At 35.6% G+C, this 25,245-nt stretch carries 28 protein-coding genes; 14 read left to right on the top strand and 14 right to left on the bottom strand.

Going from position 1 to position 25,245, the window contains the following annotated elements; all coding sequences use genetic code 11:
- Both STA7437_RS03200 and cysC read right to left on the bottom strand, forming a co-directional pair.
- On the bottom strand, positions 1–1,365 hold the full coding sequence (locus STA7437_RS03200; RefSeq protein ID WP_015191930.1) for an RNA-guided endonuclease InsQ/TnpB family protein: 1,365 nt from the start codon (positions 1,363–1,365) through the stop codon (positions 1–3).
- A gap of 425 nt (positions 1,366–1,790) precedes the next feature.
- On the bottom strand, positions 1,791–2,327 hold the full coding sequence (gene cysC / locus STA7437_RS03195; RefSeq protein ID WP_322785859.1) for an adenylyl-sulfate kinase: 537 nt from the start codon (positions 2,325–2,327) through the stop codon (positions 1,791–1,793).
- 183 nt (positions 2,328–2,510) lie between these two features.
- Between cysC and STA7437_RS03190 the strand changes: the two genes are divergently transcribed.
- The 4 genes from STA7437_RS03190 to gatC all read left to right on the top strand — a co-directional run bounded on the left by STA7437_RS03190 (position 2,511) and on the right by gatC (position 5,742).
- The gene (locus tag STA7437_RS03190; RefSeq protein WP_041619722.1) at positions 2,511–2,942 is read left to right on the top strand and encodes a VOC family protein; all 432 of its coding nucleotides are present in this window, start codon (positions 2,511–2,513) and stop codon (positions 2,940–2,942) included.
- A 169-nt stretch (positions 2,943–3,111) separates the two neighbouring features.
- Positions 3,112–4,764, top strand: a complete 1,653-nt coding sequence (locus tag STA7437_RS03185; protein ID WP_015191927.1) for an acetolactate synthase large subunit — start codon at positions 3,112–3,114, stop codon at positions 4,762–4,764.
- 143 nt (positions 4,765–4,907) lie between these two features.
- Positions 4,908–5,429, top strand: a complete 522-nt coding sequence (locus STA7437_RS03180; protein ID WP_015191926.1) for a photosystem I assembly protein Ycf3 — start codon at positions 4,908–4,910, stop codon at positions 5,427–5,429.
- A 16-nt stretch (positions 5,430–5,445) separates the two neighbouring features.
- Positions 5,446–5,742: an Asp-tRNA(Asn)/Glu-tRNA(Gln) amidotransferase subunit GatC gene (gene gatC / locus STA7437_RS03175; RefSeq protein ID WP_015191925.1), complete on the top strand. Its 297-nt coding sequence runs from the start codon at positions 5,446–5,448 to the stop codon at positions 5,740–5,742.
- Between the two features lie 81 nt (positions 5,743–5,823).
- Here gatC and STA7437_RS03170 read toward each other — a convergent pair whose 3' ends face one another.
- On the bottom strand, positions 5,824–6,102 hold the full coding sequence (locus STA7437_RS03170) for a hypothetical protein (protein ID WP_015191924.1): 279 nt from the start codon (positions 6,100–6,102) through the stop codon (positions 5,824–5,826).
- 222 nt (positions 6,103–6,324) lie between these two features.
- On the opposite strand from STA7437_RS03170, the gene STA7437_RS03165 reads away from it, so the two are divergent.
- Positions 6,325–7,434, top strand: a complete 1,110-nt coding sequence (locus STA7437_RS03165; protein WP_015191923.1) for a Gfo/Idh/MocA family protein — start codon at positions 6,325–6,327, stop codon at positions 7,432–7,434.
- On the opposite strand, the gene STA7437_RS03160 is transcribed toward STA7437_RS03165, so the two are convergent.
- The 3 genes from STA7437_RS03160 to STA7437_RS03150 form a co-directional block, all read right to left on the bottom strand.
- Positions 7,435–7,800, bottom strand: a complete 366-nt coding sequence (locus STA7437_RS03160; protein WP_015191922.1) for a DUF1818 family protein — start codon at positions 7,798–7,800, stop codon at positions 7,435–7,437.
- Between the two features lie 208 nt (positions 7,801–8,008).
- The gene (locus STA7437_RS03155) at positions 8,009–8,578 is read right to left on the bottom strand and encodes a hypothetical protein (RefSeq protein WP_041619721.1); all 570 of its coding nucleotides are present in this window, start codon (positions 8,576–8,578) and stop codon (positions 8,009–8,011) included.
- Positions 8,579–8,674: 96 nt separating this feature from the next.
- On the bottom strand, positions 8,675–8,902 hold the full coding sequence (locus STA7437_RS03150; protein WP_015191920.1) for a DNA-directed RNA polymerase subunit omega: 228 nt from the start codon (positions 8,900–8,902) through the stop codon (positions 8,675–8,677).
- Positions 8,903–9,160: 258 nt separating this feature from the next.
- Between STA7437_RS03150 and STA7437_RS03145 the strand changes: the two genes are divergently transcribed.
- Positions 9,161–9,874, top strand: a complete 714-nt coding sequence (locus STA7437_RS03145) for a GDSL-type esterase/lipase family protein (protein WP_015191919.1) — start codon at positions 9,161–9,163, stop codon at positions 9,872–9,874.
- On the opposite strand, the gene STA7437_RS03140 is transcribed toward STA7437_RS03145, so the two are convergent.
- Both STA7437_RS03140 and STA7437_RS03135 read right to left on the bottom strand, forming a co-directional pair.
- Positions 9,866–11,251, bottom strand: a complete 1,386-nt coding sequence (locus tag STA7437_RS03140; RefSeq protein WP_015191918.1) for an ABC transporter substrate-binding protein — start codon at positions 11,249–11,251, stop codon at positions 9,866–9,868. The two genes, STA7437_RS03145 and STA7437_RS03140, sit on opposite strands and share 9 nt — an antisense overlap.
- Before the next feature lie 33 nt (positions 11,252–11,284).
- A complete protein-coding gene (locus tag STA7437_RS03135; RefSeq protein WP_015191917.1) occupies positions 11,285–12,436 on the bottom strand; it encodes an extracellular solute-binding protein in 1,152 nt (383 codons plus the stop codon).
- Between the two features lie 267 nt (positions 12,437–12,703).
- Between STA7437_RS03135 and STA7437_RS03130 the strand changes: the two genes are divergently transcribed.
- Positions 12,704–13,087 carry a hypothetical protein gene (locus tag STA7437_RS03130; protein ID WP_015191916.1) on the top strand — a complete coding sequence of 128 codons (384 nt, stop codon included), beginning with the start codon at positions 12,704–12,706 and terminating at the stop codon, positions 13,085–13,087.
- On the opposite strand, the gene cobT is transcribed toward STA7437_RS03130, so the two are convergent.
- Genes cobT through STA7437_RS03115 form a run of 3 tightly spaced genes read right to left on the bottom strand, consistent with a single transcriptional unit; the run spans position 13,064 to position 15,737 of the window.
- The gene (gene cobT, locus STA7437_RS03125) at positions 13,064–14,182 is read right to left on the bottom strand and encodes a nicotinate mononucleotide-dependent phosphoribosyltransferase CobT (RefSeq protein WP_015191915.1); all 1,119 of its coding nucleotides are present in this window, start codon (positions 14,180–14,182) and stop codon (positions 13,064–13,066) included. The genes STA7437_RS03130 and cobT overlap by 24 nt on opposite strands.
- 6 nt (positions 14,183–14,188) lie before the next feature.
- Positions 14,189–14,959 carry a DUF2232 domain-containing protein gene (locus tag STA7437_RS03120; protein ID WP_015191914.1) on the bottom strand — a complete coding sequence of 257 codons (771 nt, stop codon included), beginning with the start codon at positions 14,957–14,959 and terminating at the stop codon, positions 14,189–14,191.
- Positions 14,960–15,008: 49 nt separating this feature from the next.
- Positions 15,009–15,737, bottom strand: a complete 729-nt coding sequence (locus STA7437_RS03115) for a Crp/Fnr family transcriptional regulator (protein WP_015191913.1) — start codon at positions 15,735–15,737, stop codon at positions 15,009–15,011.
- Positions 15,738–16,123: 386 nt separating this feature from the next.
- Between STA7437_RS03115 and STA7437_RS03110 the strand changes: the two genes are divergently transcribed.
- Both STA7437_RS03110 and STA7437_RS03105 read left to right on the top strand, forming a co-directional pair.
- Positions 16,124–16,798: a sugar transferase gene (locus STA7437_RS03110; RefSeq protein ID WP_015191912.1), complete on the top strand. Its 675-nt coding sequence runs from the start codon at positions 16,124–16,126 to the stop codon at positions 16,796–16,798.
- Between the two features lie 74 nt (positions 16,799–16,872).
- Positions 16,873–17,319, top strand: coding sequence for an MgtC/SapB family protein (locus STA7437_RS03105; RefSeq protein ID WP_015191911.1), 447 nt, complete (start codon positions 16,873–16,875; stop codon positions 17,317–17,319).
- A 7-nt stretch (positions 17,320–17,326) separates the two neighbouring features.
- Here STA7437_RS03105 and STA7437_RS03100 read toward each other — a convergent pair whose 3' ends face one another.
- On the bottom strand, positions 17,327–18,313 hold the full coding sequence (locus tag STA7437_RS03100; protein ID WP_171815440.1) for an AI-2E family transporter: 987 nt from the start codon (positions 18,311–18,313) through the stop codon (positions 17,327–17,329).
- A 353-nt stretch (positions 18,314–18,666) separates the two neighbouring features.
- On the opposite strand from STA7437_RS03100, the gene STA7437_RS03095 reads away from it, so the two are divergent.
- Positions 18,667–19,614, top strand: a complete 948-nt coding sequence (locus tag STA7437_RS03095; protein ID WP_015191909.1) for a lysylphosphatidylglycerol synthase domain-containing protein — start codon at positions 18,667–18,669, stop codon at positions 19,612–19,614.
- A 31-nt stretch (positions 19,615–19,645) separates the two neighbouring features.
- Here STA7437_RS03095 and corA read toward each other — a convergent pair whose 3' ends face one another.
- Both corA and tsaD read right to left on the bottom strand, forming a co-directional pair.
- A complete protein-coding gene (corA, locus tag STA7437_RS03090; RefSeq protein ID WP_015191908.1) occupies positions 19,646–20,791 on the bottom strand; it encodes a magnesium/cobalt transporter CorA in 1,146 nt (381 codons plus the stop codon).
- A gap of 109 nt (positions 20,792–20,900) precedes the next feature.
- Complete coding sequence (gene tsaD / locus STA7437_RS03085) at positions 20,901–21,947, bottom strand: tRNA (adenosine(37)-N6)-threonylcarbamoyltransferase complex transferase subunit TsaD (protein WP_015191907.1); 1,047 nt, start codon at positions 21,945–21,947, stop codon at positions 20,901–20,903.
- 149 nt (positions 21,948–22,096) lie between these two features.
- Between tsaD and STA7437_RS03080 the strand changes: the two genes are divergently transcribed.
- The 4 genes from STA7437_RS03080 (at position 22,097) to STA7437_RS03065 (ending at position 25,114) form a co-directional block, all read left to right on the top strand.
- Positions 22,097–22,600, top strand: a complete 504-nt coding sequence (locus STA7437_RS03080; protein ID WP_015191906.1) for a photosystem I reaction center protein PsaF subunit III — start codon at positions 22,097–22,099, stop codon at positions 22,598–22,600.
- Positions 22,601–22,638: 38 nt separating this feature from the next.
- Positions 22,639–22,761 (top strand): photosystem I reaction centre subunit IX / PsaJ, encoded by a 123-nt coding sequence (locus STA7437_RS27330; protein ID WP_015191905.1) that lies wholly within the window; start codon positions 22,639–22,641, stop codon positions 22,759–22,761.
- Between the two features lie 329 nt (positions 22,762–23,090).
- The gene (cynS, locus tag STA7437_RS03070; protein ID WP_015191904.1) at positions 23,091–23,534 is read left to right on the top strand and encodes a cyanase; all 444 of its coding nucleotides are present in this window, start codon (positions 23,091–23,093) and stop codon (positions 23,532–23,534) included.
- Between the two features lie 206 nt (positions 23,535–23,740).
- Positions 23,741–25,114, top strand: a complete 1,374-nt coding sequence (locus tag STA7437_RS03065) for a cation:proton antiporter (RefSeq protein ID WP_245562072.1) — start codon at positions 23,741–23,743, stop codon at positions 25,112–25,114.
- The last annotated feature ends 131 nt before the right edge of the window (positions 25,115–25,245 follow it).

The raw sequence follows: 25,245 nt of genomic DNA, 5'->3' as shown, positions 1-25,245 counted from the left end.
TCAGTTATCGCTATTGACTGCTCCCCCAGAATCAAGCACCGCTTCGCTAGGGGATTCTAATGAGGTAGCTTCGCAACGGGCTAAAGCCACATTGCTTCGCGTTGTTTCCTTATTAGCTGACCACAGTTTTATCCTGTGGGGCGAAGTCAAAGTCGCCCTACACACTCCACTTAGGTCTATGCCCAGTGTTATGCTTACTTTGCGGATGATGTTTCCAGCCGATTGTGCATCCGCATTAATATACCAATTATTCGCAGTTCGATATAAACCACGTTTCGTTCTTTTTCCTGATGGTTTCCAGTTTTCACACTTGGGTTTTTCACCATAAATCGGAAGAGTATCACCATCTAAAAATGAAGCTTTTGAGGTATAAGATTCTTCAGTTTCAACAAATTGAATCCCATATTCTAAACAAAGTTGTTCGATTCTATCTTTCAGTCTTGCAGTTGGAATTGGAACAAATTCAGAGTTATTTTTCTTACCAAGTTCAATTTCTTTTTTGTTCCTTTTATTCCAACCAAAAACAATCGTACCAATTCTGTTTTCCAAACAATGATTCATTACAATAAGAGCAGCTTTATTAATCCCGTCTTTAATTTGTCTGTTTCTCTTTTCGGTGATAGCAGCTAATTTATTACTCCAAAAACCTTGTGGTTTACCTTCTTTAAGAGTTGAAACTTGCTTGTTATACCAACGATTCATCGATTTAATATGCTTGCCGTCGATAATAAAACTAGTTCCGATGTTAGAAACACAAGTTAACCAATTGTTTAGTCCTGGGTCAATACCGAGTACATTTTGCTTATCTACTTCCAAAGTTTGTATTTCTTTTTTGTATACAAATTCCGCATAAAAACACTTGTTTCTCGGCAGTATTCTAAGTTCTTTAACATCAGCTAAATTAATGTTGCTCGGCATTGGTAGTTGAAAACTATCTAGTTCGAACCAGCATTTAACCTGCTTGCCTAATGGTACTCGGATACTTCCGTCTTTTAATTTCAGTGCTTGACCAGGATAAGATACTAGTGCCAGACCTCCTTTCTTGCGGTATTTTGGAAGTCTTGGTCTATCTTCTAACTTGCCTTCTTTGTAGGCTTTAACTAATTTCTTATACGAGAAGAAAGACTCATATACCGACCGAAGTATTTGCTGTGCTGCTTGAGAATGGAAAACCTTGTAGTGGATATTGTTTTTGTACAGCTTTTCCAGGTCGTACTTGCCAACGTAACGTTTGGTTTTAAGGTAGAGTTGACGTGCATAGTAGATGCCCATGTTGGTTAAACTATGTGCTTGTCGGCAAAGAAACTCTAAAATAGCCGATAATTCTTTATTTGGCTTTAGTAGCACTTGCTGGCAGCCATACATTAGCTTCACCTCCTTCTAATGCAATAATACAATGAAGTCAGGACACTTAAAAGTGTCTAATCTGAACAATGCGCTCGTTTTCATCCCAGGTCTAAAGATAACTAAAGACACTGGGCTTTCAACATCGCTGTTCGGTAAGTATTTGCCGTTCGGTATGTTCGTCAAGTTATTCAATTTAGTCCAATTAGTCTAAATGTATTGTAGCGGATGCTTCCTCGGTCTAATAACAAGTCCAAATAATTGTTGAAATCAAAAGATTTTTATCATCAAAGAAAAATGCGACCGCTACAATTATAGTAAAGTAGTTATAGAGCCAGAAACTCCCAAAAATAAGACCAGGCAAATTACAAATAACATCTAAAAAACTAATTAGATCTTGTTTGATACCTAGTCAGAATTGTATTTGAATATAACTTCAAATATTTTTAAGCGATATAACCTAATTCTTGTAATTTATTCATCACTTTAGCAACACATTCAGCTACATCTTCTTTATCAGTACGACACTCAATGTCAGGATTAAGGGGAGGTTCATAAGGGTCATCGATTCCAGTAAACTGTTTAATTTCTCCTGCTCTGGCTTTTTTGTATAATCCTTTAACGTCCCTGTCTTCGCAAACTGCTAAAGGTGCATTAACAAATACTTCGACAAAATCACCAATTTTTTTTCTCATTTCTTCTCGGAGCGCACGATAAGGAGAAATAACTGGTACTAAAACTATTACTCCATGACGAGTCAACAGTTGAGCTACAAAACCAATGCGACGAATATTAGTATCTCGGTCTTCTTTAGAAAAACCTAAATCTTTAGTAAGGTTCTCTCTAATAATATCGCCATCTAAAACTTCGATGTCAAATTGTTGATTTTTTAGTTCTTCGACTAAAGCATTGGTGATCGTAGTTTTACCTGCACCACTAAATCCTGTAAACCAAACTGTCACTCCACGCTGCTTCATGTTTATTTTTCTCTTAACTTAAATTTACGCCTCTACGTATTCTACTTGCTTATTGACTAAATTCTATCTAAGTTATTTCGAGCAAACCTAGTCATAATAAGCGTTGCAACTGCCAGAACTAAAAAATATTTTTTAGCTCGATGGATTAGTATTTTCTACAATTTTGAGAAAAAGGAGATTAAAGTTATGATCAATAATCAAATTATTTTTCATTTAGCTATTCCCATTAACGATTTAGCTAAAGCCAAAGAATTTTATGCTCAAGGTTTAGGTTGTCAGATCGGTCGAGAAAATTCAACTGCAATCATTTTTAACTTTTATGGTCATCAAGTAGTTGCTCACATGAGCTTAGAACCACTTCAACCACAAAAAAGTATTTATCCTAGGCATTTTGGTTTAATTTTTCCCACAGAATCAGAATGGGAAAATTTACTAGAAAAAGCACGTAATCAACAATTAAATTTGGCTCAATCACCTAAACTACGTTTTCCTGGAGAGTTAACCGAACATCGCACCTTCTTTTTAGAAGATCCCTTCTATAATTTGCTGGAATTTAAGTTCTATCGACACTTTGAGGCGATTTTTGGCGGGAGAGAACTAACTACAATTGGCGATCGCTAATTAGTTTGAATCTCAGCTTTGAACTCATGTGGTTGGATAAGACTTATCTCAGCTATGCTAAATTTGAAGGGCTTTTTTGAGGTCGAGTTTTCTCTTACAGAATAATTACTGAGTTTGCTTCGACTTCATCAAGACAAAATTTTGTGAAGTTAGAGTATTGGAAGGGGTCATGGGCGAACTTAATACTGCCGAGTTGCTGGTTCAATGTTTGGAAAATGAAGAAGTAGAATACGTTTTCGGGTTACCAGGAGAAGAAAATCTTCATATTTTAGAAGCTCTTAGAGGTTCTTCGATTCAGTTTGTGACTACTCGTCATGAACAAGGTGCAGCTTTTATGGCAGATGTGTATGGTCGTTTGACGGGTAAAGCAGGGGTTTGTCTTTCTACGTTAGGCCCTGGTGCGACTAATTTGATGACAGGAGTAGCTGATGCTAATCTCGATGGTGCGCCTTTAGTTGCTATTACGGGACAAGTAGGCACTGACAGAATGCATATTGAATCTCATCAATATTTAGATTTAGTAGCCATGTTTGCTCCTGTAACTAAATGGAATAAGCAAATTGTTCGTCCTACCAATACTCCAGAAATTATTCGCAAAGCTTTTAAAGTAGCTCAAAGTGAAAAACCAGGAGCAGCGCATATTGATTTACCAGAAAATATTGCTGCTATGCCAGTAACTGGTAAACCCTTAAAAAAAGACGCTCAAGAAAAAACCTATGCTTCCTACCGCAGTATTAATGCAGCAGCAGCAGCTATTTCTAAAGCCAAAAATCCGCTAATCTTAGCAGGAAATGGAGTAATTCGCTCAAATGGTAGTGAAACTTTAAGTGAATTTGCTACCCAGTTAAATATTCCTGTGGCTAATACTTTTATGGGAAAAGGAGCTATTCCATACACTCACCCGTTAGCTTTGTGGACAGTTGGTTTGCAACAACGTGATTTGATTAGTTGTGCCTTTGATGAAACAGATCTAGTAATTGCTATTGGTTACGATTTAATTGAATATTCCCCGAAAAAATGGAATCCTGAGGGTAATATCCCGATTATTCACATCAGTATGACTCCCGCAGAAATTGATAGTAGTTATATTCCCATTGTGGAAGTGTTGGGAGATATTTCGGATTCTCTAGTCGATATTATCAAACGAACAGACCGTCAGGGTAAAACTACCCCTAAAATCGCTCGCTTAAGAACGCAGATTAAAGAGGATTATGAATATTATGCTTTTGATGAAGGTTTTCCCGTTAAACCCCAAAAGATTATTTACGATTTGCGTCAGGTAATGGGACCAGAAGACATCGTAATTTCTGACGTAGGAGCGCATAAAATGTGGATGGCACGTCATTATCATTGCGATCGCCCTAATACTTGTATCATTTCTAATGGTTTTGCTGCCATGGGAATTGCCATTCCTGGCGCGATCGCAGCTAAATTAGTTCATCCTGATAAAAAAGTTGTAGCAGTGACTGGAGACGGCGGTTTTATGATGAACTGTCAAGAATTAGAAACTGCTTTGAGGGTCAAAACACCTTTTGTGACTCTAATTTTTAATGACAATGGTTATGGTTTAATTGAGTGGAAACAACTTAATCAATTTGGTCGTTCCTCTTTTGTTGATTTTACCAATCCTGATTTTGTTAAATTTGCTGAAAGTATGGGTTTAAAAGGTTATCGCGTTGAGTCAGCAGCCGATTTAATTCCAACTCTTAAAGAAGCACTAGCTCAAGATGTACCAGCCGTAATTGATTGTCCTGTTGATTATGAAGAAAATCTTCGTTTTTCGCAAAAAGCAGGAGATTTAACTTGTGAGGTGAATTTTTAATTCAAAAAAATGTAACATTGACGGTGAAGGATAGCGAACTTAGTTCCGTTTATCAAATCACCCTGTTGCTCAATCCCTGATCTATCTAATCGTGACTCAAAACGGTAGGATCGAAACATAATCATTGCATCTAAAAAATTACTATGCCACGTACTCAAAGAAACGATAATTTTATTGATAAATCTTTCACTGTCATGGCAGATTTGATTTTGAAAGTTTTACCAACGAATAAACAAGCTAAGGAAGCTTTTGCCTACTATCGTGATGGTATGTCGGCTCAAGCTGATGGTGAATATGCAGAAGCCTTAGAAAACTACGAAGAAGCTCTCAAATTAGAAGAGGATTCTAACGATCGCAGCTATATTCTTTATAATATGGGGTTGATCTATGCTAGTAATGGCGATATGGACAAAGCATTAGACTATTATAATGAGGCAATCGATCTGAATCCGAAAATGCCTCAAGCTTTGAATAATGTTGCTGTAATTTATCATTATCAGGGTGAAAAAGCTAAAGAAGCTGGTCAAGATGAAAAGGCAGAGTTTTTATTTGATAAAGCTGCTGAATTCTGGAAACAAGCAATTCGTATTGCTCCCAATAATTATATGGAAGCTCAAAACTGGCTTAAAATTACTGGACGTTCAGAAATGGATGTATATTTTTAAATTTAATTAATTCAACATGATCGATCGCGAACAAGTTAGAAAAGTTGCTCACTTAGCACGTTTAGAAATTTCTTCGGCAGAAGAAGAACAATTTACAACTCAACTTAATAGTATTTTGGATTATTTTGAACAGTTGAGTGAGCTTGATACAGAAAATGTTGCCCCAACTACAAGAGCTATAGAATTGAGTAATATTACTCGCCCCGATCAATTAAAACCTTTTACTGATAAAGATGCTTTATTAAAAGCTGCACCCGAACAAGAAGGTGATTATTTTCGTGTCCCACAAATTCTTACTTCTGACGAAGAATAATCCTCATTAGGATTTATTTTAACAAGGCTATTTAATTCAGACTCCCAATTAAGGGAGTTTTTTGTTGTGCAATGATTTGCTTTAAGATGCAAGTAATCGTGTTGATTCTACCGTTGTAATTGTAGTTTTGGTAGGTGAGATTTCTTTAGTTTTGAGTGAATTTGAACTTAGAGGTACTTGTTCTAATACTTCGACATCTATCGAAACACTAATTAAATAAGAACCTGCTCCTTTTGCGACCGCTTGAGAAATCTCTTCGACTAAATCGGGACGTTCTCCTGTTAGAGGATTTCTTAAGACACATCGATCCCATTCATGAGAGGCGTGGGGATTGAGATGAAGTAAATAATGTTTTTTCATAACTAAAACCAATATTTGTTTGAAAAGTTTCTATAAGTTCAAGCTAATTCCACTTCTTGATTAAATGGAAATTGCTGCTTAAGTTCTACTTCTCTATTATATAGTATTTTTGTACCATTTTAAAGCAGTTATTGATAGTTACTAAAGAGGTTTTATTTTCATGCTGCTTCAAAATTCCTTAAAATAAACAAGGCAAAATGTTGATCAACTATTACAAATTCTATGAATTCGGCTAAAAAAATCGGCGTAGCTATTGTTGGCACTGGTTTCGGGCAAAAAATTCATCTGCCAGGTTTTCAACATCATTCCCGTACCGAAGTAGTAGCAGTTTATCATCGCGACTTGGGTAAAGCTAAAGCGACCGCAGATACTCACAATATTCTTTATGCTTACAATCAATTAGATAAAATTCTCGCTTTACCAGAAGTAGATGTAGTTAGTATTTCCACACCGCCATTTTTACATTACGAGATGGCAAAACAAGTAATCGAAGCAGGGAAACATCTTCTGCTAGAAAAACCGATGGGCATGAATGCAACAGAAATTAAGGAACTATATCATCTAGCTGCCCAAAAAAAAGTAGTCGCGATCGCAGATTTTGAATTTCGTTTTATTCCTGCTTGGCAATTATTAGCAGAACATCTACAACAGGGATATGTAGGCAAGAAAAGATTAATCAAAATCGATTGGTTAGTTACTAGTCGTGCTGATCGCGATCGCCCTTGGAACTGGTATTCTCGTAAAGATATGGGTGGTGGTGCTTTAGGTGCGGTTGGTTCTCACGCTTTTGATTATATTAGCTGGTTATTTGGCTCGGTTAAACGATTATCTGGTTATTTATCCTGTGCCATTCCCAAACGCCCTGATCCTCAAGCAGAAGGCGAATTAAAACCTGTAGATGCCGACGACACTTGTTTAATTATGTTGGAATTGGCAGACGGTACTCCTTGTCAGTTAGCAATTAGTTCGGTTACCTATGCAGGTAGAGGACATTGGGTAGAAGTATATGGTGAAGAAGGAACATTAGTTTTAGGTAGTGATAATCTTAAAGATTACGTTCATGGTTTTCGTTTATTAGCTGCGCCTGCGGGTAAAGCTTTAACTGAAGTAGAAATTCCCAAAAGATTAGCTTTTCCTCAAGTGTTTACTGATGGACGTTTAGCACCTTTTATTCGAGTAATAGATCGTTTAGTTGAAGCTATTGATCGAAGCGAGTCTTTAGTTCCTTCTTTGAAAGAAGGCGTTTATTCCCAGTTATTAATGGATTTAACTCATCAATCCCATGAAAGTAGAAGTTGGGTTGATGTTCCTGAGCTAGATCGGTTTTTATAATTAAAATACATTTAATCGGCTGGCAGCTTCGGCTAATTCTTGAGCAACTCCTTCCTGCCAATTGCCTTCACAACGTCGATTGCAATTGAGAATCAACCGTAAAGAATAAGCATGAGGATAACCATCTACTTCTAACCAAAGTAAATCGCTTTCTGCTTCACAACTAATTTTTTCTTCATCCATCAATTCTGCTTTCATTTGATTCATAGTTTCAACCAATTGAAGCAAAAGACGACAAAAATCATTTAATTCGGCTTCAGTAAGTTCAATTGCCCAATCATCACTTCCTACTAATCCTGGATATGTTTCGGCTTCGGGATTCCAGCCAATTCGCCAACCATTACCACTTTTAAGTAAACGTGCCATTAATTCAGTTATCAGTTATCAGTTATCAGTTATCAGTTACCAGTTAGATTTTTTTACTTTGATCTTTCGCGATCGCTCAGTACGCTTCGTGCTTTTGTACAGATGTGTCGCCGATACGTTTCTAGCTTTTTAGCTAATCTGGCAGAAGCCCAGCACTCTACCAAAGGTGAGTGTCTGGACGGGGCTTTTAAAGTTTTTATTGCTTCAACTAGGGTAAGAGTAATTGTGCATCTCCTGGTTGAGGAAGTCTTGGTTGAGAAACAGAGTTAGAAGAAGGCGATGGTGGTGAAGAATTGGAATTGTTAGTAGATGGAGTTTGAGGATTGTAAATACTAACCAAAGTCTCAATTAATTTATTTCTTTGAGTGCGAGTTAAATCTTTGATAATTTTGATATCGCTCTGTTGAGGATTTACAGTTAAAGTTTGACTACCTGGATAACGAGATTCTGAAATGGGTTCGTTAACACCGAGATAATCAGCCAAAGTTAATTGCCAATCAAGTCGATAAGTAACGGGACGACTTTTAACATATTGATGATAACGAATGATGCGACTAACTAAGGTATTATCTGAATCGATTTTTCCTGTTTCTTGACTCAGATATTGATTTGCTGGCGGAAATTGTTTGAGTCTTTGATAAACTTCTGCTGCTGCCATTTCTGGACGAAGATTTTGAGCAACAACTAAAGTTAAACTATGATTAGCTGAAAAATCTATTGCTATTAAAGGCAATAACAGTCCCAAACTAAAAGAAATTAATAAGTTTCGGATTTTCATACCATCAGATTTAAGCAAACAATTGCTTGAAAAATCTATAGCTTTAACCATCATATTAGTTGAAAGCTATAGAGAGTTATAAATTGTTTTATTTAATTAATCACCAATAATCTCTGGTTGAGTAAGTTCATCAGACATTTCAATGATGGCGCGAATAGCTGGTTTCATCATTGGATCTTCTAAACTATCCATTTCTTCATAGCGACGACGTTTGGCACGATTAGCTACTTGAACCGTAATTTTATAACGATTAGAAGCTGCATTCATTAATTCATCAGCACGATACATGATTTGAGAAGAGTCAAACGAGCTTCGTCTTTGCATTGATATTTTTGATCTCCAAACGATTGACGCAAATATAGGCGACGTAGCTTTTGCTACATCATTACTAGTTTAGCAGTTCTAAGATGACGATGGTTAAATCCCTGTTACATCAAGCTTTGAATCAATTTATGTTCTTTCAGTGAGACATTTTTATCTTCATCAGTTATGATTGGCTACTGATTTGCTATTAATATTGTTATTAATGTTTAAAAATGTAAATTTTAACACCACTATTTGAGATAAATCTTAACTCTATCTATGCAGGCTGTTTATTCTAATCATTTGACTTCGGTAAGTAGTTCTCGTAATTCCAGTTTGTCTTTTAAAAAACAACATCCTTTAAAAATTATTGCTTTAGGAGATAGCCTAATTTACGGTTATGGCGATTTTGTTGGTGGGGGTTGGGTAGAAAGGTTACGTCGCCAATGGATGTCTCCAGATAGTTCTGGTCATGTATTATATAATCTAGGAGTTAGAGGCGATCGCGTTGTTCAAGTTACTCAACGTTTGGAACAAGAGTTTCGCTGTCGCGGAGAGTTGCGTAATCGTACACCTGATTTGATTTTATTATCGGTTGGTACTAATGATTCTCCTCGTCTGGGTAAACAAAATGGTCGTTTATTTACAGATTTTTTTGAATTTAAGCAACAAGTTAACCATTTACTAGATGCAGCCCAAAGTCTTTGCCCTGTACTCTTTGTTGGAATGACACCAGTGGATGAGACAAAAATGCCCTTTTTTGATTGTTTGTATTACAATCGTAGCGATCAATACCATTACAAAGAAGCTACTTTACAAGCTTGTCAACAAAGAAACATTCCTTATTTAGATATTTTCGATCTGTGGTTGGCTAGAGGTGAACATTGGATTAAAACTCAATTAGGTGATGATGGACTTCATCCTAATGTGCAGGGATATCAAACTTTATTAAACGATATTTTGACCTGGCAAGCTTTTAAAACTCTAGCGTAACGGTACAAAATCATAACCAAAACCAGAGCGGTTACCTTTGACAACTTTAACTAATTGAACCGCTTGATTGCGATCGCCTGAAGGAAGAAAACGAATCTTTCCTGAAGCACCATTAGCTACAAAATCTTTTGCCGATAAGGCTTGTTGCAGTCCCTGACGAGTGGGATTGCGCTCAAGTCCAGCGATTAAGGCTTGGGTAGCATCATAAGCTAAAGCAGTACGCCAGTTGACTTCTCCACCCCACAAACGAGTGGCTGTTTGCGGAAAGGAAGAATTGGGATCAGCTAAAATATGCCAAGGTACAGCTAAAATTAAATCGACTGCATTACTTCCTGCTATTTGGAGAGTTTGGGGTTTATAAAGACTATCTCCTCCTAGTAAAGGTAACTGACGATTGTTAACCTGAATAACTAATAGTGCTGGATCGAGAGTAGCAGAATTAGCGAGTAAAACTAAAGCTTGCGCTTTCTGTTGTTGTGCTTGTCGAACAGCATCAGCAGCATTAAAACTATTACTACCTAAATCAAATTCCCCAACGATATCTCCACCTTGAGCAAAGATATCAGTAGTAAAAATATTTTTGAGAGAATTACTATAACTGCTAGCAGAATTATAAAAAACCGCAGCTTGTTGTAGCTTTAATTGTTGAAGTAAATATTGAGCTAAAGCATTACCTGCAAAGCGATCGCTTGGGACAGTCCGAAAAATGTAATTACCTACGCCAGAAAGATCGACAGAGGTGCTAGTAGGCGAAATCATCACTAAACCAGCCTTTTGATAAACTTGGCTGGCTGCTAAAGTTGTATCGCTGGAAAAATGACCGACAACACCTAAAATTTCAGGATTTTGTGCCAAAGTTTGTGCTAATAGTTGAGCCGTATCTAGATTATTGCGATCGCTAGAAATAATGACTTTTAGAGGTACACTTTTAATACCACCCGCATTGTTAATTTCGGTTTGAGCTTGAGCAACTCCCCTAAGAATTTCTTGAGCAGCATTGGTTTCGGCATCAATTGGGACAGCCACAGCAATGGTATAAGCTTTTTGAGTACCAATTCGAGCATTATTCAGATAAATTAAAGCTTCTGGATCGTTACGCTGTTTTTTCAAAGAAGCTTCTAACTGAGATATTGCTTCGGCATAATTATTATTTGCGATCGCTGCCGTTGCTGCTTGTTTTTCTGGTGTAGCATTTTGAGTAATTAAAACTCGATTGCCTGGACTTAATAAATCATCACTTGAACTTGTTGAAGTATTGTTAGAAGAATTAAATGGTAAATTTTCTTGTTGTTGAAACCACCACCATCCGCCTCCAATTAAACCAATCGTAATTAATAAAGATAATAATAAAATTCCTGTTTCATTTTTCTGTGACATTTTGTCCCCTTCACCCAATTAATTATGAAACAATTAAGCTTGACGAATTTTTTGCCAAAGTTCTTGATATTGTTGATTTGCTTGACTGGATAGAGGAGTAATAAATTCACTAAGAGCAAAACTTTTCAGAGAAGCTTGAAAAATAGAATTATGTAGTAAATCTTGAGGTAATTCTGTAGGTTTCATTGTGTTTGTTACAGGCGAGATTGCATTAGTAAATAAAGAAATTTGATTAGCTGCTAAGGGACGCCAACAAAAATTAATCCATTGAGATAATTCCCCAAAATTACTCTCAGCTAATCGTGGTTGTACCCATAAATCTGCCCAGATAGATGTACCCGATTGTGGCACAACAAAACCAAGATTAGAGTAACGTTTACTTAAAGGTAAAATATCTGTAGACCAACCAACAGCCAACCAAGTATCTCCAATAATTAAAGGCTCAAGATAATGGTCAGAACTATAAAACTTAATCTGTTGATGTAGTGCTGCTAATTCCGAAGACAAATTAGGAATTTTGTTTAAATCATTAGTATTGTAAGAATAACCAAGTTTTTTTAAAGTTAAACCAATTACTTCCCTAGGTTGATCAACAATTGAAATGCGATCGCGTAAATCTTGATGCCAAAGATCTTGCCAATCTTTTGGTTGCCAATCTAAATCTTTAAACTTATCCCGACGATAAACAATGATCGTATTACCCCAACGATAAGGCGCACCCCAAATTTGACCATTTTCAGCTAACTGTCCATTGCGATCGCGTTTAACTAGGTTTTGCCATCTTGAATCTAAACTTTTCCAAGCAGTTAATTGAGTTAGATCGAGAGGTTGGATTAATTGTTTTTGAATTGCTGTGGTTAACCAAGTATCTCCTAAAGTAACCAAAGCGCTCATTTTACTTTGGTTATTTTCCTGAGCCAACCAACTAAATAAGCTCTGAGTATTTTTACCTGAATTTTGCCAATTTTCTAACCAATTATAGATTTTTTTGATTTCTACTTCTGGTTGAAAATTAATTTTTTTTTCTAAATTTATATTTTTACGAAAATCGTTGGTTAGTTGAGGTGGAATCGAACCTTGCAGTAACAATACTTTTAAATTTCCAGCATTCTGACTACAACCAGAAACTAATTGTCCTAGAGTTAAAGTTGCTGCACTAATCAAGAAAGAACGACGGTCGAGCATAATTTTATTTTATAGAAAATCAATCGAGAAAATAAGGATAATTTTACATTTTTTGGCTTTAATTGGAGCTTATCTCACAATAGCTGAATTCATCTACCCAAATTAGTTTTTAAATTTTGATTATTTAAACTAATTGATGCCAAAAAGAAGTAAATTTTTGTAATTAAAGTTAAGCAAACAAATATTAAATGAATCAGGAATAGTTACACATTTCTTTGAGCTTGCTTTTAGCATGAAAAAAGATCAGTCAACCAACTTCACAAATTTATGGACACTCTACAACTACAAATCAGGGAAATTAATCAAAAAATTGACCAACTTCATCAAATGGTCGAACGACTTAGTTCTCAAGTCAACACATTAATGGCTGCTAAACAAAAACATTCTGAACCAATTGCTTATTCTTTAGCTGCTGTTTCTCAACTAAGTAATAAATCTGCTGGTTCTCATTACGAAACAGGAGATTATAGCTTGGCTCACAAAGATATTTTAGTAGACGACGACCGCAGTCAACCTAATCCTACTGCCACTAAAGAACAAGAATTATCTCCAGATATTCAAATTCGTCGACTCACAGCACAATTAACCGCAGCTTATAACCGTATCGCTGCTTTAGAAGAACAATTGTTAACTTACAGAATTCAATCCTAGATTCTGATAACTGGTAAATAGAGTTTCTATGGCAGTTAATAATTGACTTGGAGTCCAACCTTGTTTGAGGTGAGCAGAAATAGCACAACCTCCTGCACCAACCCCTTCTTTTACGTATCCTTGTTCATAAAGGCGAAAGCTGGGATAACGGGAAGTAGTAAAGTTTAACCCAGTCGCTAAGAGTGGGACTCCTTCAATCATCCGAGCTAATCCTACTGTATCTCCTGTTGGGTCTTCTACTACCCAACGAGTTGTACCTACTACTACTTGTTCTAGTTTGATTTCTAAATCAAAATAATGGCTAATGGCTTTGGCTAGAGCATACACTGCTAGCATTTGAGTACCCCCTGCTAACATGACACCCGTAATCTGACTAGCAGCGATAGTCATTCCGGCAGCTACAACTTGCATGGGATCTCCTACAGCAGCTACTAAACTCAAGGGATCAGTGGTGATTTGACTAAAAGGTATAAATCCTCCCTGTTTTAGTCCTGCTTCTACAATTGACCATTTTTGAGCATGATTGCAATGAACATGACTACTATTTATCTTGCCCACCGCATCTATTCCTAAACCCGTAAGTATCGCAAGCGCAGTAGTCGTTCCTCCCACTACACATTCACCAATAATTAAATAATCTGTTTGTTGAGCTAATTTCTTGCCCCACTCTAAACCCTGCTCAAATAAATGTTTTACTGTTTCCAAAGGCATGGCTTTGCCAGAAGTAAGACAATTAGCAGCAATTCCTTCAAGGTCAATATGGTCTACTGTTAAGGCATGAAGTAAGCCAGCATTAAATATAAAGTAAGGTAAATTAAGAGATTCAATCACAGCCCGAGAAATAAATACGGGTGAACTACCAGCGGTTAGATCAGGAAGAGGCTGACGAGGATTAGGTTCTACTCCTAAAGATAAAAACTCAGCATCAGCGATCGCTGTATACTCTCTTGCTTGAGGAGTGTTTCCCGCAGCAGAAATGTCAGGAATTAAACCAGTGGCAGTAAATCCTAAAATACAGGCAAAAGTAGGAGTTTTTCCTTGATATCTTCTAAGCCATCTTTGTCCCTGCTGTAATTGAGTGTAAAGATAAATCATTTATTATTAATCTTCGTAATCCAAAAGAACTTGTACCCATTGAGGAGGACGAGAAATAGGATTACCGAGACGGTCTAAAAGAATCAAAGCTACGAGATGAACAGCGAACAAATAAACTAAATTATTGATTAAAATCATTGCGATCGCTAAAATTTGAATCAGAAAAAAACTTGGTTGTGCGAGCAAACCAAGCTTGAGAAAAATCCAATCGGTTAATTCAGTAATTTGAGTAATTACATAAATCCAAAGATCTTCGCCTAGTAAAACTGAAAACAGCCAAAAACGGAAAAATAAACCAAAAGTACCGATCAAAGAGCCAATCAAAATCGACAATACCCAACTAGCTCTTCTGCTCCAACAAACTCCCAATTGTACTCCCATCAAACCATAAGGCATGAGAAAGACAATACTACGAGTAGGACCCATCAATACCGATAAAAGCAGTCCAGATACTAAGGCAGCCATCCACGAAGCGCGGAGTCCCCGACGCAAACAAATTAAAGCAATGGGGATGGGAAAAAAGATTTTTAGTAAAGGGCCAAGAGGGAAATAATAGTTAATCAGCCAGATTAAACTAGCAGTACTAGCTAAAAAGGCAGTTTCAACTATAATCACAGTGTTAGTCGTGTTTTTAATTGGTTTCTTTAATTGACAACTTACGACTGATGATTGCTTTAATAAATCCTCTTGCTCATCACCATCAACCCAATTAGTATCTTCTATCCAAGAATCTGAAGTAGATGCAGGCAATTGATTTTCTTGGTTTTCATTAGACATAAGCCAGTGACTGTCATACCTAGTAGAATATTGATTTAGTCTAAATTATCTAAAGAATCATATTCTCTAAAGCTGGTAAATCAGGAATTGTTAATAAATCTGCATCTCTTTTAATGATTCCTCTTTTTTCCAATTTAGTAAGGACTCGGGTGACAGTTTCCCTAGCTAATCCACTCAGACTACTAATTTCTCGATGAGGTAAATTAGGAATCGCTGTTCCTGTTTCTCCTATTTGTCCTTGTCCTTCGACGAGGAATAAAATGGCATCTGCTACTCTTGAAGTACTGTTTGCTTCTCGTAGTTGTAGTCTTCGGTTGACTTGACGTAAGCGTTTGGCCATCAATTGAGCTAAACGAACTCCTGCTAAAGGTTCAGTAGTAATTAAATCTACAAATTTTTGAGAAGGAATTCTACCAATAATTGTCGGCGTTAGAGTAATAGCATCTGTCGAGCGCGGCATTTTATCTAATGCTGCCATTTCGCCAAAGATTTCACCCTGACCAATAATATTTAGAGTGACTTCCTTTCCATCTAAATTATAAGTCCGAATTTTTACCCAACCTTCTAAAATAAAATAAACCGAACCGCCCCAGTCGTTTTCTAACAGTATGATTTGATTGGGAGGATGGCTAAGAGTGACAAAATGAGTATTAATTTTTTGGAGACTATCTTCTGGTAAACCAGCGAAAAAAGGTACTGATACAATTAGTTCTCCAAGCTCAGCATGGTGTTCTAGGTATTTTGGTTGCTCTTCGATGTATTTGTATTGGTTTTCCATAAGCAGCAAAATTCTGTCAGGATACAAATCTAACAATCACAGATGTTTTATGTCTTGAAAATAAATTAAAAAACCTAGTTAAAGGTATTTCAACTATAACCTGCCTTGATTGAATTGCCTTGCTATTTGTCTTGTAGTGACAGGACATCATTGAAAATAGTTCTTGAGTGAAATAAATTTTATTAAATGACAATGAGAATCTCAACAATTCAAAAGCGTCAAATAATATTTTCAATATTTAAGATACAAAAACTTTAAAAATAAGGACTAAATTTTAAAGATTCAATGAATTAACTCTATCAATAGACCATTTTCTGACTAATCATGCGTAAAATTACTGATTAAACAAGATTATTTAATTAATCACTTTAATCAAATCAACAAGTATGAATTTTTTGGATAATTCAGCAATTATTTCTTATAAAAATAAAACCTCACCTCAAAACTTAGAAATTCATCCTTCTGTAATCAGTAGAACTAAAAGAGTTCTTGATATTATTGGAGCTTTAATAGGTTTAATAATTACTATTATTATTGCTATTCCTATTGCGATCGCTATAAAATTGGAAGATGCTGGTCCTGTTTTTTATAGTCAAATTCGTTGTGGTTTGTATGGGAAAACTTTTCGGATTTGGAAATTTCGCTCAATGATTGTTAATGCCGATCAACAAAAACATTTAGTTTTTAATCAAGCTAAAGGGCATATTTTTAAAAATGAAAATGATCCTCGTATTACTCGTGTAGGTCGTTGGTTACGTCGAACTAGTTTAGATGAATTTCCTCAATTTTGGAACGTACTTAAAGGAGAAATGAGTTTAGTTGGTACTCGCCCTCCAACACCTGATGAAGTTATTCAATATCAAGAATCCCATCGTCAACGTCTTTCTGTTAAACCTGGTATTACTGGAGAATGGCAAGTTAGAGGACGTTCTCGTATCACTGATTTTGAGCAAATTGTCAGCATGGATCTAAAATATCAGCAAAAATGGTCTTGTTTCTATGATATTTATTTGATTTTACAAACTGTGGCTGTCGTTTTAGCTCGTAAAGGTGCTTATTGACATTGATTAATTAACTGAGTCTGGTTCAAAATCAGTTAGGATTAAGTAGTTGCCTAATCTTTTTTTGGATAGATTTGCTGTTATTTTCACAAGATTGGTTAGAAATAACAATTAGGTTAGTAAGCGCGATTAGTTTTGGAGCATTAATCGGTTGGGAAAGAGAAATCCGCAATAAAGCAGCCGGATTAAGAACTCATATGTTGGTAAGTTTAGGTGCTGCTTTGTTTGTTTTAATTCCGATTATGCTTAGTCCTAATCAACAAGAGTATGAGGCTTTATCTCGTACAATTCAAGGAGTAGCTACAGGTATTGGTTTTTTGGGGGCTGGGGAAATTTGGCGAGATACTCAACCACAAACGGGTAAAAATCAAGTTCATGGTTTGACTTCTGCTGCTGCTATTTGGGTTGCTGCTGCTTTGGGTGCTGCTGCTGGTTGTGGATTATGGCAAATGGGTTTGGTTGGTGGAATTTTGACTCTAATTGTTTTGAGACTAGTCAAAAAATTTGAACATTATTTTTGAAGAGAATTTAATTATTAACATTGATTGATTCATTTTTGAAATAATCTAAACTCAGGTTAATTGTTCCTGCTATTGGTACTGCTATAACTACTCCTAATAATCCACCAATTTTTGCTCCTAAAAGTAGAGAAATAATAATCCAAACGGGATTTAAACCAACTAACGTACCAAAAATTCTAGGAGCAAGAATATTATCTATTCCTTGATCGATAATCGCAGCGATAATTAAAACTTCTCCTCCTAACCAAATACTTTTTAAAGAGATTAAAACACTAACACTAATAATTCCTAAAATATCTCCAAAAGGAATTAAAACTAAAATTCCTATACTTAAACCAAATAACAATCCAAAGGGAACTTTAAGTAGTAAAAAAGTAGTAGTTAAAGTCAATCCCATTAAAACTGCGATCGCAAATTGTCCCAGAAAATAATTACGAAAACTTTGATGCAAAGCGAGTTTAATTACTTGACTAATTTTTAGTGGTAATCCTTGAAATAGATCATTCCAAAAGCGATCGCCATATAATAAAAGATAAAAAGTTAAAACAACAACTATTAAAATTTCAATTGTACTGTCAAATGCTTCTAGGGCAAAATTAAGAATTTGTGTAGGCAATAATTGTAGTTCATTAGCTAAATGTTCTTCTAGTCTCTTAGCAACAGTACTAACATTAATTGGCAGATTTTTAGCAATTGCCCATTCTTGAAAGATTTGTAATTGAATACTACCAGAATCAATCCACACAGGAAGACGTTTGGTGAATTCTTCTAGTTGTTGAAGTACTAACGGAAATAACGTAATTGCTAAAGTAACAAAAATTGTAATAGCCACAATAAAGACAATTGCTACTGCATAACTACGTTTAGAAATAATTGAAGTTACAATTCTGACTGGATAATTTAATAAAAAAGCCAGCAAAGCAGCAATAATAATAATTGTTATAGCTGGTTGTAAATAATAAAAACAAAAAATTAATAAGGCTAAATTAAGCATAATTATGGGAAAAACTAAGCCCCAATTTAACCAAAAATTTGATTTATTAAAAAGTCTAATCATCGGTTGAATATTTTTTCCTAATCAAAAAATAATTATTCAAGCTACTAGATACAGAGAAATAACTTTCTGTTAAGCAGGTGGATAAAATCATTTAGTGTATCTAAGACTAATTAATACCATTAAGCAAAAATGGTTGAATAGACCAAAAGTCTGAAATAACGATTTAGTAATCAACCAAACACGATCACAACTGATAAACTTATGAAATGCTTAAACTCTAAACTTACTCTACACAATTATCAATAAGCAAAACTGAATCAACTACTAGTGTTGCAACAAGGATTGATAGCATGAAACACCATCATTGGTACAAATTGATTTTATTCAGTTGCAGTGGAATTTTGTTGATACTTTCTTGGTGGGTTTTACATCAAGAATTGCAACATCATCCACCTCAAGAAATTATGAAAAGTTTATTAACAATTAGTAGAAGTCGCTTATTAATAGCTGTAGGTTTAACCATGATTAGCTATTTAGTAATTTCTTTTTATGATGTTATTGCTTTTTGTTATCTTGGCTCTTCTTTAGCCGTTGTCAAAATCATGCTGACTGCTTTTTTAAGCTACGCCATTAGTAATACAACAGGATTTGCTTTATTAATTGGAGGAGGAATTCGTTATCGTTATTATTCTTGTTGGCAAGTACCAACTAAAAAAATTGCTCAAGTACTTGGATTTGCTAATTTAAGTTTTTGGTTAGGATTATTTGCCGTAAGTGGAATAACTTTTATTTTTGAACCACTTCCAGTTCCTAGATTACTTTATTTTCATTTTTTAACGGTACGTCCTTTAGGAGTATTATTTTTAGTAATAGTAAGTGTTTATCTTTATTTTTGTTGGCGTAAAAAAACTTTAAATTTTCGTAATCAAATTTTGAGTTTTCCTTCTCTTTCAATTTCTTTAACTCAAATTTTGGTATCTGCTTTAGACTGGGCATTAGCCACAGCAGTACTTTATGTGCTTCTGCCCAGTCATAATTCATTATCGTATTTAGCTTTTTTTGGTATTTATTTACTAGCAATTACGGCAGCAATTATTAGCCATGTACCTGGAGGATTAGGAATATTTGAAACTGTAATTTTATATTTGTTACCAGAATCAATATCTACTCCAGATGTTTTGGGTTCTTTACTTGCTTATCGAGGAGTTTATTTTTTATTTCCTTTCTTAATAGCCATAACTTTTATAGGAGCTTTTGAGATTAGAAAAAAAATGAATAAATTTTTTAATCGACACTAACTTAAAATTAAAATAAATTAAATATTAACTATTAATCTTCTTTATAATAAGAACTATTATTAAACCATCCCTTACGCCAAAAGAAATAAATTAATCCACTTGCGATCGCAAGCATGATGAGCCAACACAAAGGATAGCCCCAATACCAATTTAGCTCTGGCATATTCCAAGGAGAAATTTCTGTGTTGAAATTCATGCCATAAATACCAACAATAAAAGTTAAAGGAATAAAAATAGTAGAAATAACAGTTAGTAATTTCATCACTTCATTCATTTTATTACTAACCGCAGAAAGATAAACATCGGTTAAGCTAGAAGCCAGTTCCCGATATGTTTCGATTACATCAATAATTTGAATAATATGATCGTAACAATCTCGTAAATAAACTAAAACATCATCAGTAATTAAAGCACTTCCATCTCTAATTAAAATATTAATTGCTGTTCTTTGGGGCCAAATCGCTCGTCGCAAAGCTAATAATTCTCGTTTAACTTGATAAATTTTACCCAAAGTTTGACTACTAGGATTAAATAATACTTCATCTTCTAAATTTTCGATCTTTTCACCATAACTTTCTAAAATAGGAAAAAAACCATCAATAATTGCATCCCATAAAGAATAAGCTAAATAGTCAGAACCTTTAGTTCTAATATTGCCTTGTTTAAGCCTAATTCGTCTGCGAACTGGATGAAAACAATCTCTTTCTGGTTCTTCTTGTACAGTTAATAAATAATATTTACCGACAATCAAACTAACTTGTTCTAACCAAAAACCTTCTCCTTTTGGTTTAGGTACTGCCATTTGAGTAATAATTACTAATTGGTCTTGATAATCTTCAACTTTTGGTCTTTGAGGAACATTAACTACATCTTCTAAAACTAATGGATGAAGTTTAAAAACTTTTCCTAATCGTTTTAAAATATCTTCGCTACCTAAGCCAGAAACATCAACCCAAGAAACTGATTCAGTATCTAAATAACTAGCACATTCTTCTGGAGTAAGATTATTAATTCGAGTAGCATATTTAGCATTATAGTCAATCAACACAATTTCGGGTGGTTGAGCATCTTCTTCTATACTTAAAGTTCCTGGTAAACTACCAGGTTTTTCGTAAGCATAATCAAATAAATCCTCTTCCTCTTCTTCCGTTAAAAAAACTTGATCTTCCTGCTGCAAATTACTTACTCCTATCAATCCTGATGGTTTAGTTAGTTTTGAGTTTTTTGCTCTGTTATTAATAACAATTAACTATTCACAAAAAGAACTTATTTTTGTTTTTGATAATTTAATTTAACTTGTCATACAATTTCATAACTTCTGTAATTTCTAGACGAGATTGTACTCCTAAATTTAAAGAAGAAGTATGTCCATGAGCAAAATGATCCGAAGCTGCACAACCAATCATTGCTGCATTATCTGTACATAGTTTAAGAGGAGGAAAATAAACTTGTAAATTGTGTTTTTGAGCCTCAGTTAAAAGCTGTTTTCTTAAACCACTATTAGCTGCCACACCACCACCAATAGCAATTTTAGTTAAACCATAATCAAGAGCGCACTTAATTGTTCTTTTAGTTAATACTTTAGCCACAGTATCTTGAAAACTAGCAGCCAGATCTGCCACAGGTAAATCTCCTTCTAATTCAAGTTTTTGAACTAACCTTAATACTGCTGTTTTTAAGCCACTAAAACTAGAATCATAAGGATGATAACCACCTTGCGGTAAAGAAATTTTGCCTTCTGGTAACTTAAAAGCTTGAGGATTTCCCTGTTGAGCTAACTTATCAATAATAGGACCACCTGGATAACCTAAATTGAGTAGTCTTGCCACCTTATCAAAAGCTTCGCCAGCAGCATCATCTCTAGTCGATCCCAACATCTCATATAAACCACAATCCTTGACATAAATAATACTGGTGTGACCGCCAGAAACTAACAAACACAAAAAAGGTGGTTGTAAATCAGGTTCACTTAAATAAGAAGCATAAATATGACCTTCAAGATGATGTACTCCTAAAAAAGGTTTTTGATACAACATCGCCAAAGTTTTGGCTGCGGTTACTCCAACTAATAATGCCCCTACTAAACCAGGAGCGCAAGTAGCTGCGATCGCATCAATTTCTTGCCAATTTTTATCTGCTTCCACTAAAGCTTTTGTGATACAAAGATTAATTGTTTCCAAATGTTGACGCGAGGCTAATTCTGGTACAACACCGCCATAAGTGCGATGTAACTGAATTTGAGAAGCCACAATGTTACTTAAAACTTGACGATTCTTTACAATTGCGACCGATGTTTCGTCACAACTTGTTTCGATTGCTAAAATTGTCCCCATCCTTTGATAAGTTGTTGTAAAAGACTATCTTGCTTCACGGAAGCTTTACTCGACCCATCGGTCAGAGTAAGATTACTTCTGAGTATCAATGATATCTTGACGCTTTTGTATAAACACCTTTGTATTGTGTAATAAAAGGAAACAAATCCATGCGACGATTGTTTGCTTTAATTTTAGTAGTTACCTTGTGGTTTAATTTTGCTCCTTCTGCTTCAGCAGACGCAGACGGAGTTGCTGGTTTGACTCGCTGTGCTGATAATCCTGCTTATCTGCAAAAAGCGAAAAACTTTCTTAACACTACCTCCGATCCTCAATCAGGTCAAAGACGTGCTGCCGTCTATGCAGAGGCTCTTTGCGGTCCAGAAGGCTATCCTCATTTAATTGTTGATGGTCGTTGGTCTCACATCGGGGATTTCTTTATTCCTAGTGTTCTCTTCCTTTATATCACCGGCTGTATTGGTTGGGCTGGTCGCTCTTATCTAATTGCGATCCGCAACGATAAAGAACCCGAGATGAAAGAAGTCATACTTGATGTGCCTTTAGCTGTCAAAAGTATGATTGCTTCTGCTGCTTGGCCCTTAGCTGCTTTTGGTGAATGGACGACTGGCAAGTTAACTGTCAAAGACTCTGAAATTCCCATCTCCCCCCGCTAATTTAGTTTTACTTAGTAAAGTTTTTTGGAGAATATTTCATGGAAGGTTTGCAAAAATTTCTTTCTTTGGCTCCGGTCATTCTCATGTTGTGGCTAGCGGAAACAGCAGTATGGTTGATTATGTTTAACTATGCTCATCCTGATTTACTCTTCCACCCATAGGGAAAGTTAACACTGGCTGTTGTGTGTTGCGGTTTGAAGGTGGAAAATGCTGGAGCAAATCCAGCTTATCTAACCACCGCATTGACCTAACTAGTCCAAAAAATATCTTGTTAAAAATTAGCTCGCGGTCTTAAGCAATTGTTTTGCGATCGCGAGTTTTTTATGATTCCTATCTACTTAATATTAACACACTTTTCTTTACAAAACTTAATTTTAAGCAATAAAAATTGTTTTAATTTGAAAATTAAATATTTTTGCCACAACTAACCAAGATCAAATTTTGATTGTGGCTGGTAATATACATAAAATTTAAGCAGGAGAATTGAGTTATGGCGAGATCAAAAATCACCGAAAAACTTTTAGCAGCCAAACAAGCCAAAGGCATTACTTTTGAAGATTTAGAAAAAATCGTCGGCAGAGATGAAACTTGGATAGCCTCAGTCATTTACCGTCAAGCGAGTGCTGATCTTGAAGAAGCAACCAAAATTGTTACTGCGTTGGGTTTATCAGAATCAATGGCTGAACCTTTAACCATACCTCCCCTAAAAGGTTCTCTCGAACCCACAATACCAACTGACCCCTTAATTTATCGTTTCTACGAAATCATGCAAGTCTATGGAATGCCTCTTAAAGCAGTAATTCACGAAAAATTTGGTGACGGCATTATGAGTGCGATTGATTTTACCTTGGAAGTAGAAAAAGTAGAAGACCCCAAAGGCGATCGGGTTCAAGTTAGTATGTGTGGTAAATTTTTACCATATAAAAAGTGGTAGACATTTTACAGCAACATACACATTAAAAAGCTTGTAGAAATTAAGGTTTAGCATAGTCAAACCTTGATTTCTTCTAACACACAGGTTACAAGTATTCATCAACAACTAGATAAAACTAATACCCGAATCATCACGATCAACCGATAAGCTTATACATTATATAAAGCGATCTCTATGCCCAAAACATGACCAATCTTTTTTGTTGGATGAATTTCAATTCTTTTTCCTCACTATCTTGGCTGAATCCTTTATTAGCGACAACCAATGAATCGGAAACCTCAAACAGTACCTTAGTTTTAGCAGGAGTATTACTCAGTTTAGTCATAGTTTATTTTGCTAGTAAATTAGGTGGCGAAATTTGCGCTCGAATCAATCTCCCTCCCGTTTTAGGTGAATTAGTAGGTGGTGTCTTAGTTGGAGTATCAGCTTTTCATTTATTAGTATTTCCTGAAAGTGGTTCTACGGCTGACAATTCATTGGTTATTACCTTTTTACAAAATACAGCAGGTTTAACTCCCGAAGCTACAGAATCGGTGTTTGCTGCTCAAAGTGAAGTCATTTCTTTGTTAGCCGAATTAGGAGTAATTATTCTTTTATTTGAAATTGGTTTAGAATCAGACCTTAAAGAATTAATTCGTGTTGGTCCTCAAGCTGCTATAGTCGCGGTAGTAGGAGTAGTTGCTCCGTTTGCAACAGGTACAGCAGGTTTAGTGTATCTGTTTAATGTTCCTGTAATTCCTGCTATTTTTGCAGGAGCAGCCTTAACTGCTACCAGTATTGGTATTACCGCTAAAGTATTAGCTGAACTTGGACAACTCTCTTCCAAAGAAGGACAAATTATTATTGGTGCTGCCGTACTAGATGATGTTTTAGGTATTATTGTTTTAGCAGTAGTAGCCAGTCTAGTCAAAACTGGGGAAGTTCAAATAGTCAATATTATCTACCTCATAATCAGCGCAGGTGCGTTCTTAATTGGTGCTATCTTGATTGGTCGTTTCTTAAGTCCTTACTTTGTCAGCTTGGTAGACGAAATGAAAACTCGCGGTCAAGTTTTATTGACTGCTCTTATTTTTGCTTTTACCTTGTCTTATATCGCCACAGCCATTCAATTAGAAGCTATTTTAGGTGCTTTTGCTGCCGGTTTAGTTTTAGCAGAAACCGAAAAACGAAAAGAGCTAGAAGAACAAGTCATTCCCGTAGCTGATATTCTTGTACCAGTTTTCTTTGTCTGTGTCGGAGCCAAAACCGACCTCAGTGTGCTTAATCCAGCAGTTGAGAGTAATCGAGAAGGATTAATTATTGCCACATTTTTAATTTTGGTTGCTATTCTGGGTAAAGTAATTACTGGATTTACTCTTTTTGGTCAAAACGATCTCAATAAACTCTCTATTGGTGTAGGAATGATTCCCCGAGGCGAAGTAGGACTTGTGTTTGCTGGTGTCGGTTCAGCTAGTGGAGCTCTTTCGGAATCTACGGAAGCAGCTATCATTATGATGGTTATTTTAACTACTTTTATTGCACCTCCTTTACTGCGGTTGGTGTTTAAAGAAATGGAAACCAAACCTGAAACAATTACTTAGTTTCCCATTTGCCAAGGATATCAATTCAATCTACTGTAACTGAGAAAAAATTTTAACTCCGCTCTGGCAAAGTAGATCAAACTAGAGAATAACACCATAATTAGGCGAAGTTCATCAGAAATTAATTAAAT

Source organism: Stanieria cyanosphaera PCC 7437 (assembly GCF_000317575.1).
Lineage (GTDB): Bacteria > Cyanobacteriota > Cyanobacteriia > Cyanobacteriales > Xenococcaceae > Stanieria > Stanieria cyanosphaera.
This window is presented reverse-complemented; position numbering and strand designations above follow the sequence as displayed.

Bases quoted from the DNA above. Each gene is read 5' to 3' on its own strand.
- STA7437_RS03065 (WP_245562072.1), top strand. From the start codon at position 23,741: ATGAATTTCAATTCTTTTTCCTCACTATCTTGGCTGAATCCTTTATTA.
- cynS (WP_015191904.1), top strand. From the start codon at position 23,091: ATGGCGAGATCAAAAATCACCGAAAAACTTTTAGCAGCCAAACAAGCC.
- STA7437_RS03180 (WP_015191926.1), top strand. From the start codon at position 4,908: ATGCCACGTACTCAAAGAAACGATAATTTTATTGATAAATCTTTCACT.
- STA7437_RS27330 (WP_015191905.1), top strand. From the start codon at position 22,639: ATGGAAGGTTTGCAAAAATTTCTTTCTTTGGCTCCGGTCATTCTCATG.
- STA7437_RS03185 (WP_015191927.1), top strand. From the start codon at position 3,112: ATGGGCGAACTTAATACTGCCGAGTTGCTGGTTCAATGTTTGGAAAAT.
- STA7437_RS03135 (WP_015191917.1), bottom strand. From the start codon at position 12,436: ATGCTCGACCGTCGTTCTTTCTTGATTAGTGCAGCAACTTTAACTCTA.
- STA7437_RS03200 (WP_015191930.1), bottom strand. From the start codon at position 1,365: ATGTATGGCTGCCAGCAAGTGCTACTAAAGCCAAATAAAGAATTATCG.
- STA7437_RS03110 (WP_015191912.1), top strand. From the start codon at position 16,124: ATGAATTTTTTGGATAATTCAGCAATTATTTCTTATAAAAATAAAACC.
- tsaD (WP_015191907.1), bottom strand. From the start codon at position 21,947: ATGGGGACAATTTTAGCAATCGAAACAAGTTGTGACGAAACATCGGTC.
- STA7437_RS03115 (WP_015191913.1), bottom strand. From the start codon at position 15,737: ATGGAAAACCAATACAAATACATCGAAGAGCAACCAAAATACCTAGAA.
- STA7437_RS03165 (WP_015191923.1), top strand. From the start codon at position 6,325: ATGAATTCGGCTAAAAAAATCGGCGTAGCTATTGTTGGCACTGGTTTC.
- STA7437_RS03130 (WP_015191916.1), top strand. From the start codon at position 12,704: ATGGACACTCTACAACTACAAATCAGGGAAATTAATCAAAAAATTGAC.
- STA7437_RS03100 (WP_171815440.1), bottom strand. From the start codon at position 18,313: ATGCTTAATTTAGCCTTATTAATTTTTTGTTTTTATTATTTACAACCA.
- STA7437_RS03095 (WP_015191909.1), top strand. From the start codon at position 18,667: ATGAAACACCATCATTGGTACAAATTGATTTTATTCAGTTGCAGTGGA.
- STA7437_RS03080 (WP_015191906.1), top strand. From the start codon at position 22,097: ATGCGACGATTGTTTGCTTTAATTTTAGTAGTTACCTTGTGGTTTAAT.
- STA7437_RS03140 (WP_015191918.1), bottom strand. From the start codon at position 11,251: ATGTCACAGAAAAATGAAACAGGAATTTTATTATTATCTTTATTAATT.
- STA7437_RS03120 (WP_015191914.1), bottom strand. From the start codon at position 14,959: ATGTCTAATGAAAACCAAGAAAATCAATTGCCTGCATCTACTTCAGAT.
- cobT (WP_015191915.1), bottom strand. From the start codon at position 14,182: ATGATTTATCTTTACACTCAATTACAGCAGGGACAAAGATGGCTTAGA.
- STA7437_RS03155 (WP_041619721.1), bottom strand. From the start codon at position 8,578: ATGAAAATCCGAAACTTATTAATTTCTTTTAGTTTGGGACTGTTATTG.
- STA7437_RS03150 (WP_015191920.1), bottom strand. From the start codon at position 8,902: ATGCAAAGACGAAGCTCGTTTGACTCTTCTCAAATCATGTATCGTGCT.
- STA7437_RS03145 (WP_015191919.1), top strand. From the start codon at position 9,161: ATGCAGGCTGTTTATTCTAATCATTTGACTTCGGTAAGTAGTTCTCGT.
- STA7437_RS03170 (WP_015191924.1), bottom strand. From the start codon at position 6,102: ATGAAAAAACATTATTTACTTCATCTCAATCCCCACGCCTCTCATGAA.
- STA7437_RS03160 (WP_015191922.1), bottom strand. From the start codon at position 7,800: ATGGCACGTTTACTTAAAAGTGGTAATGGTTGGCGAATTGGCTGGAAT.
- gatC (WP_015191925.1), top strand. From the start codon at position 5,446: ATGATCGATCGCGAACAAGTTAGAAAAGTTGCTCACTTAGCACGTTTA.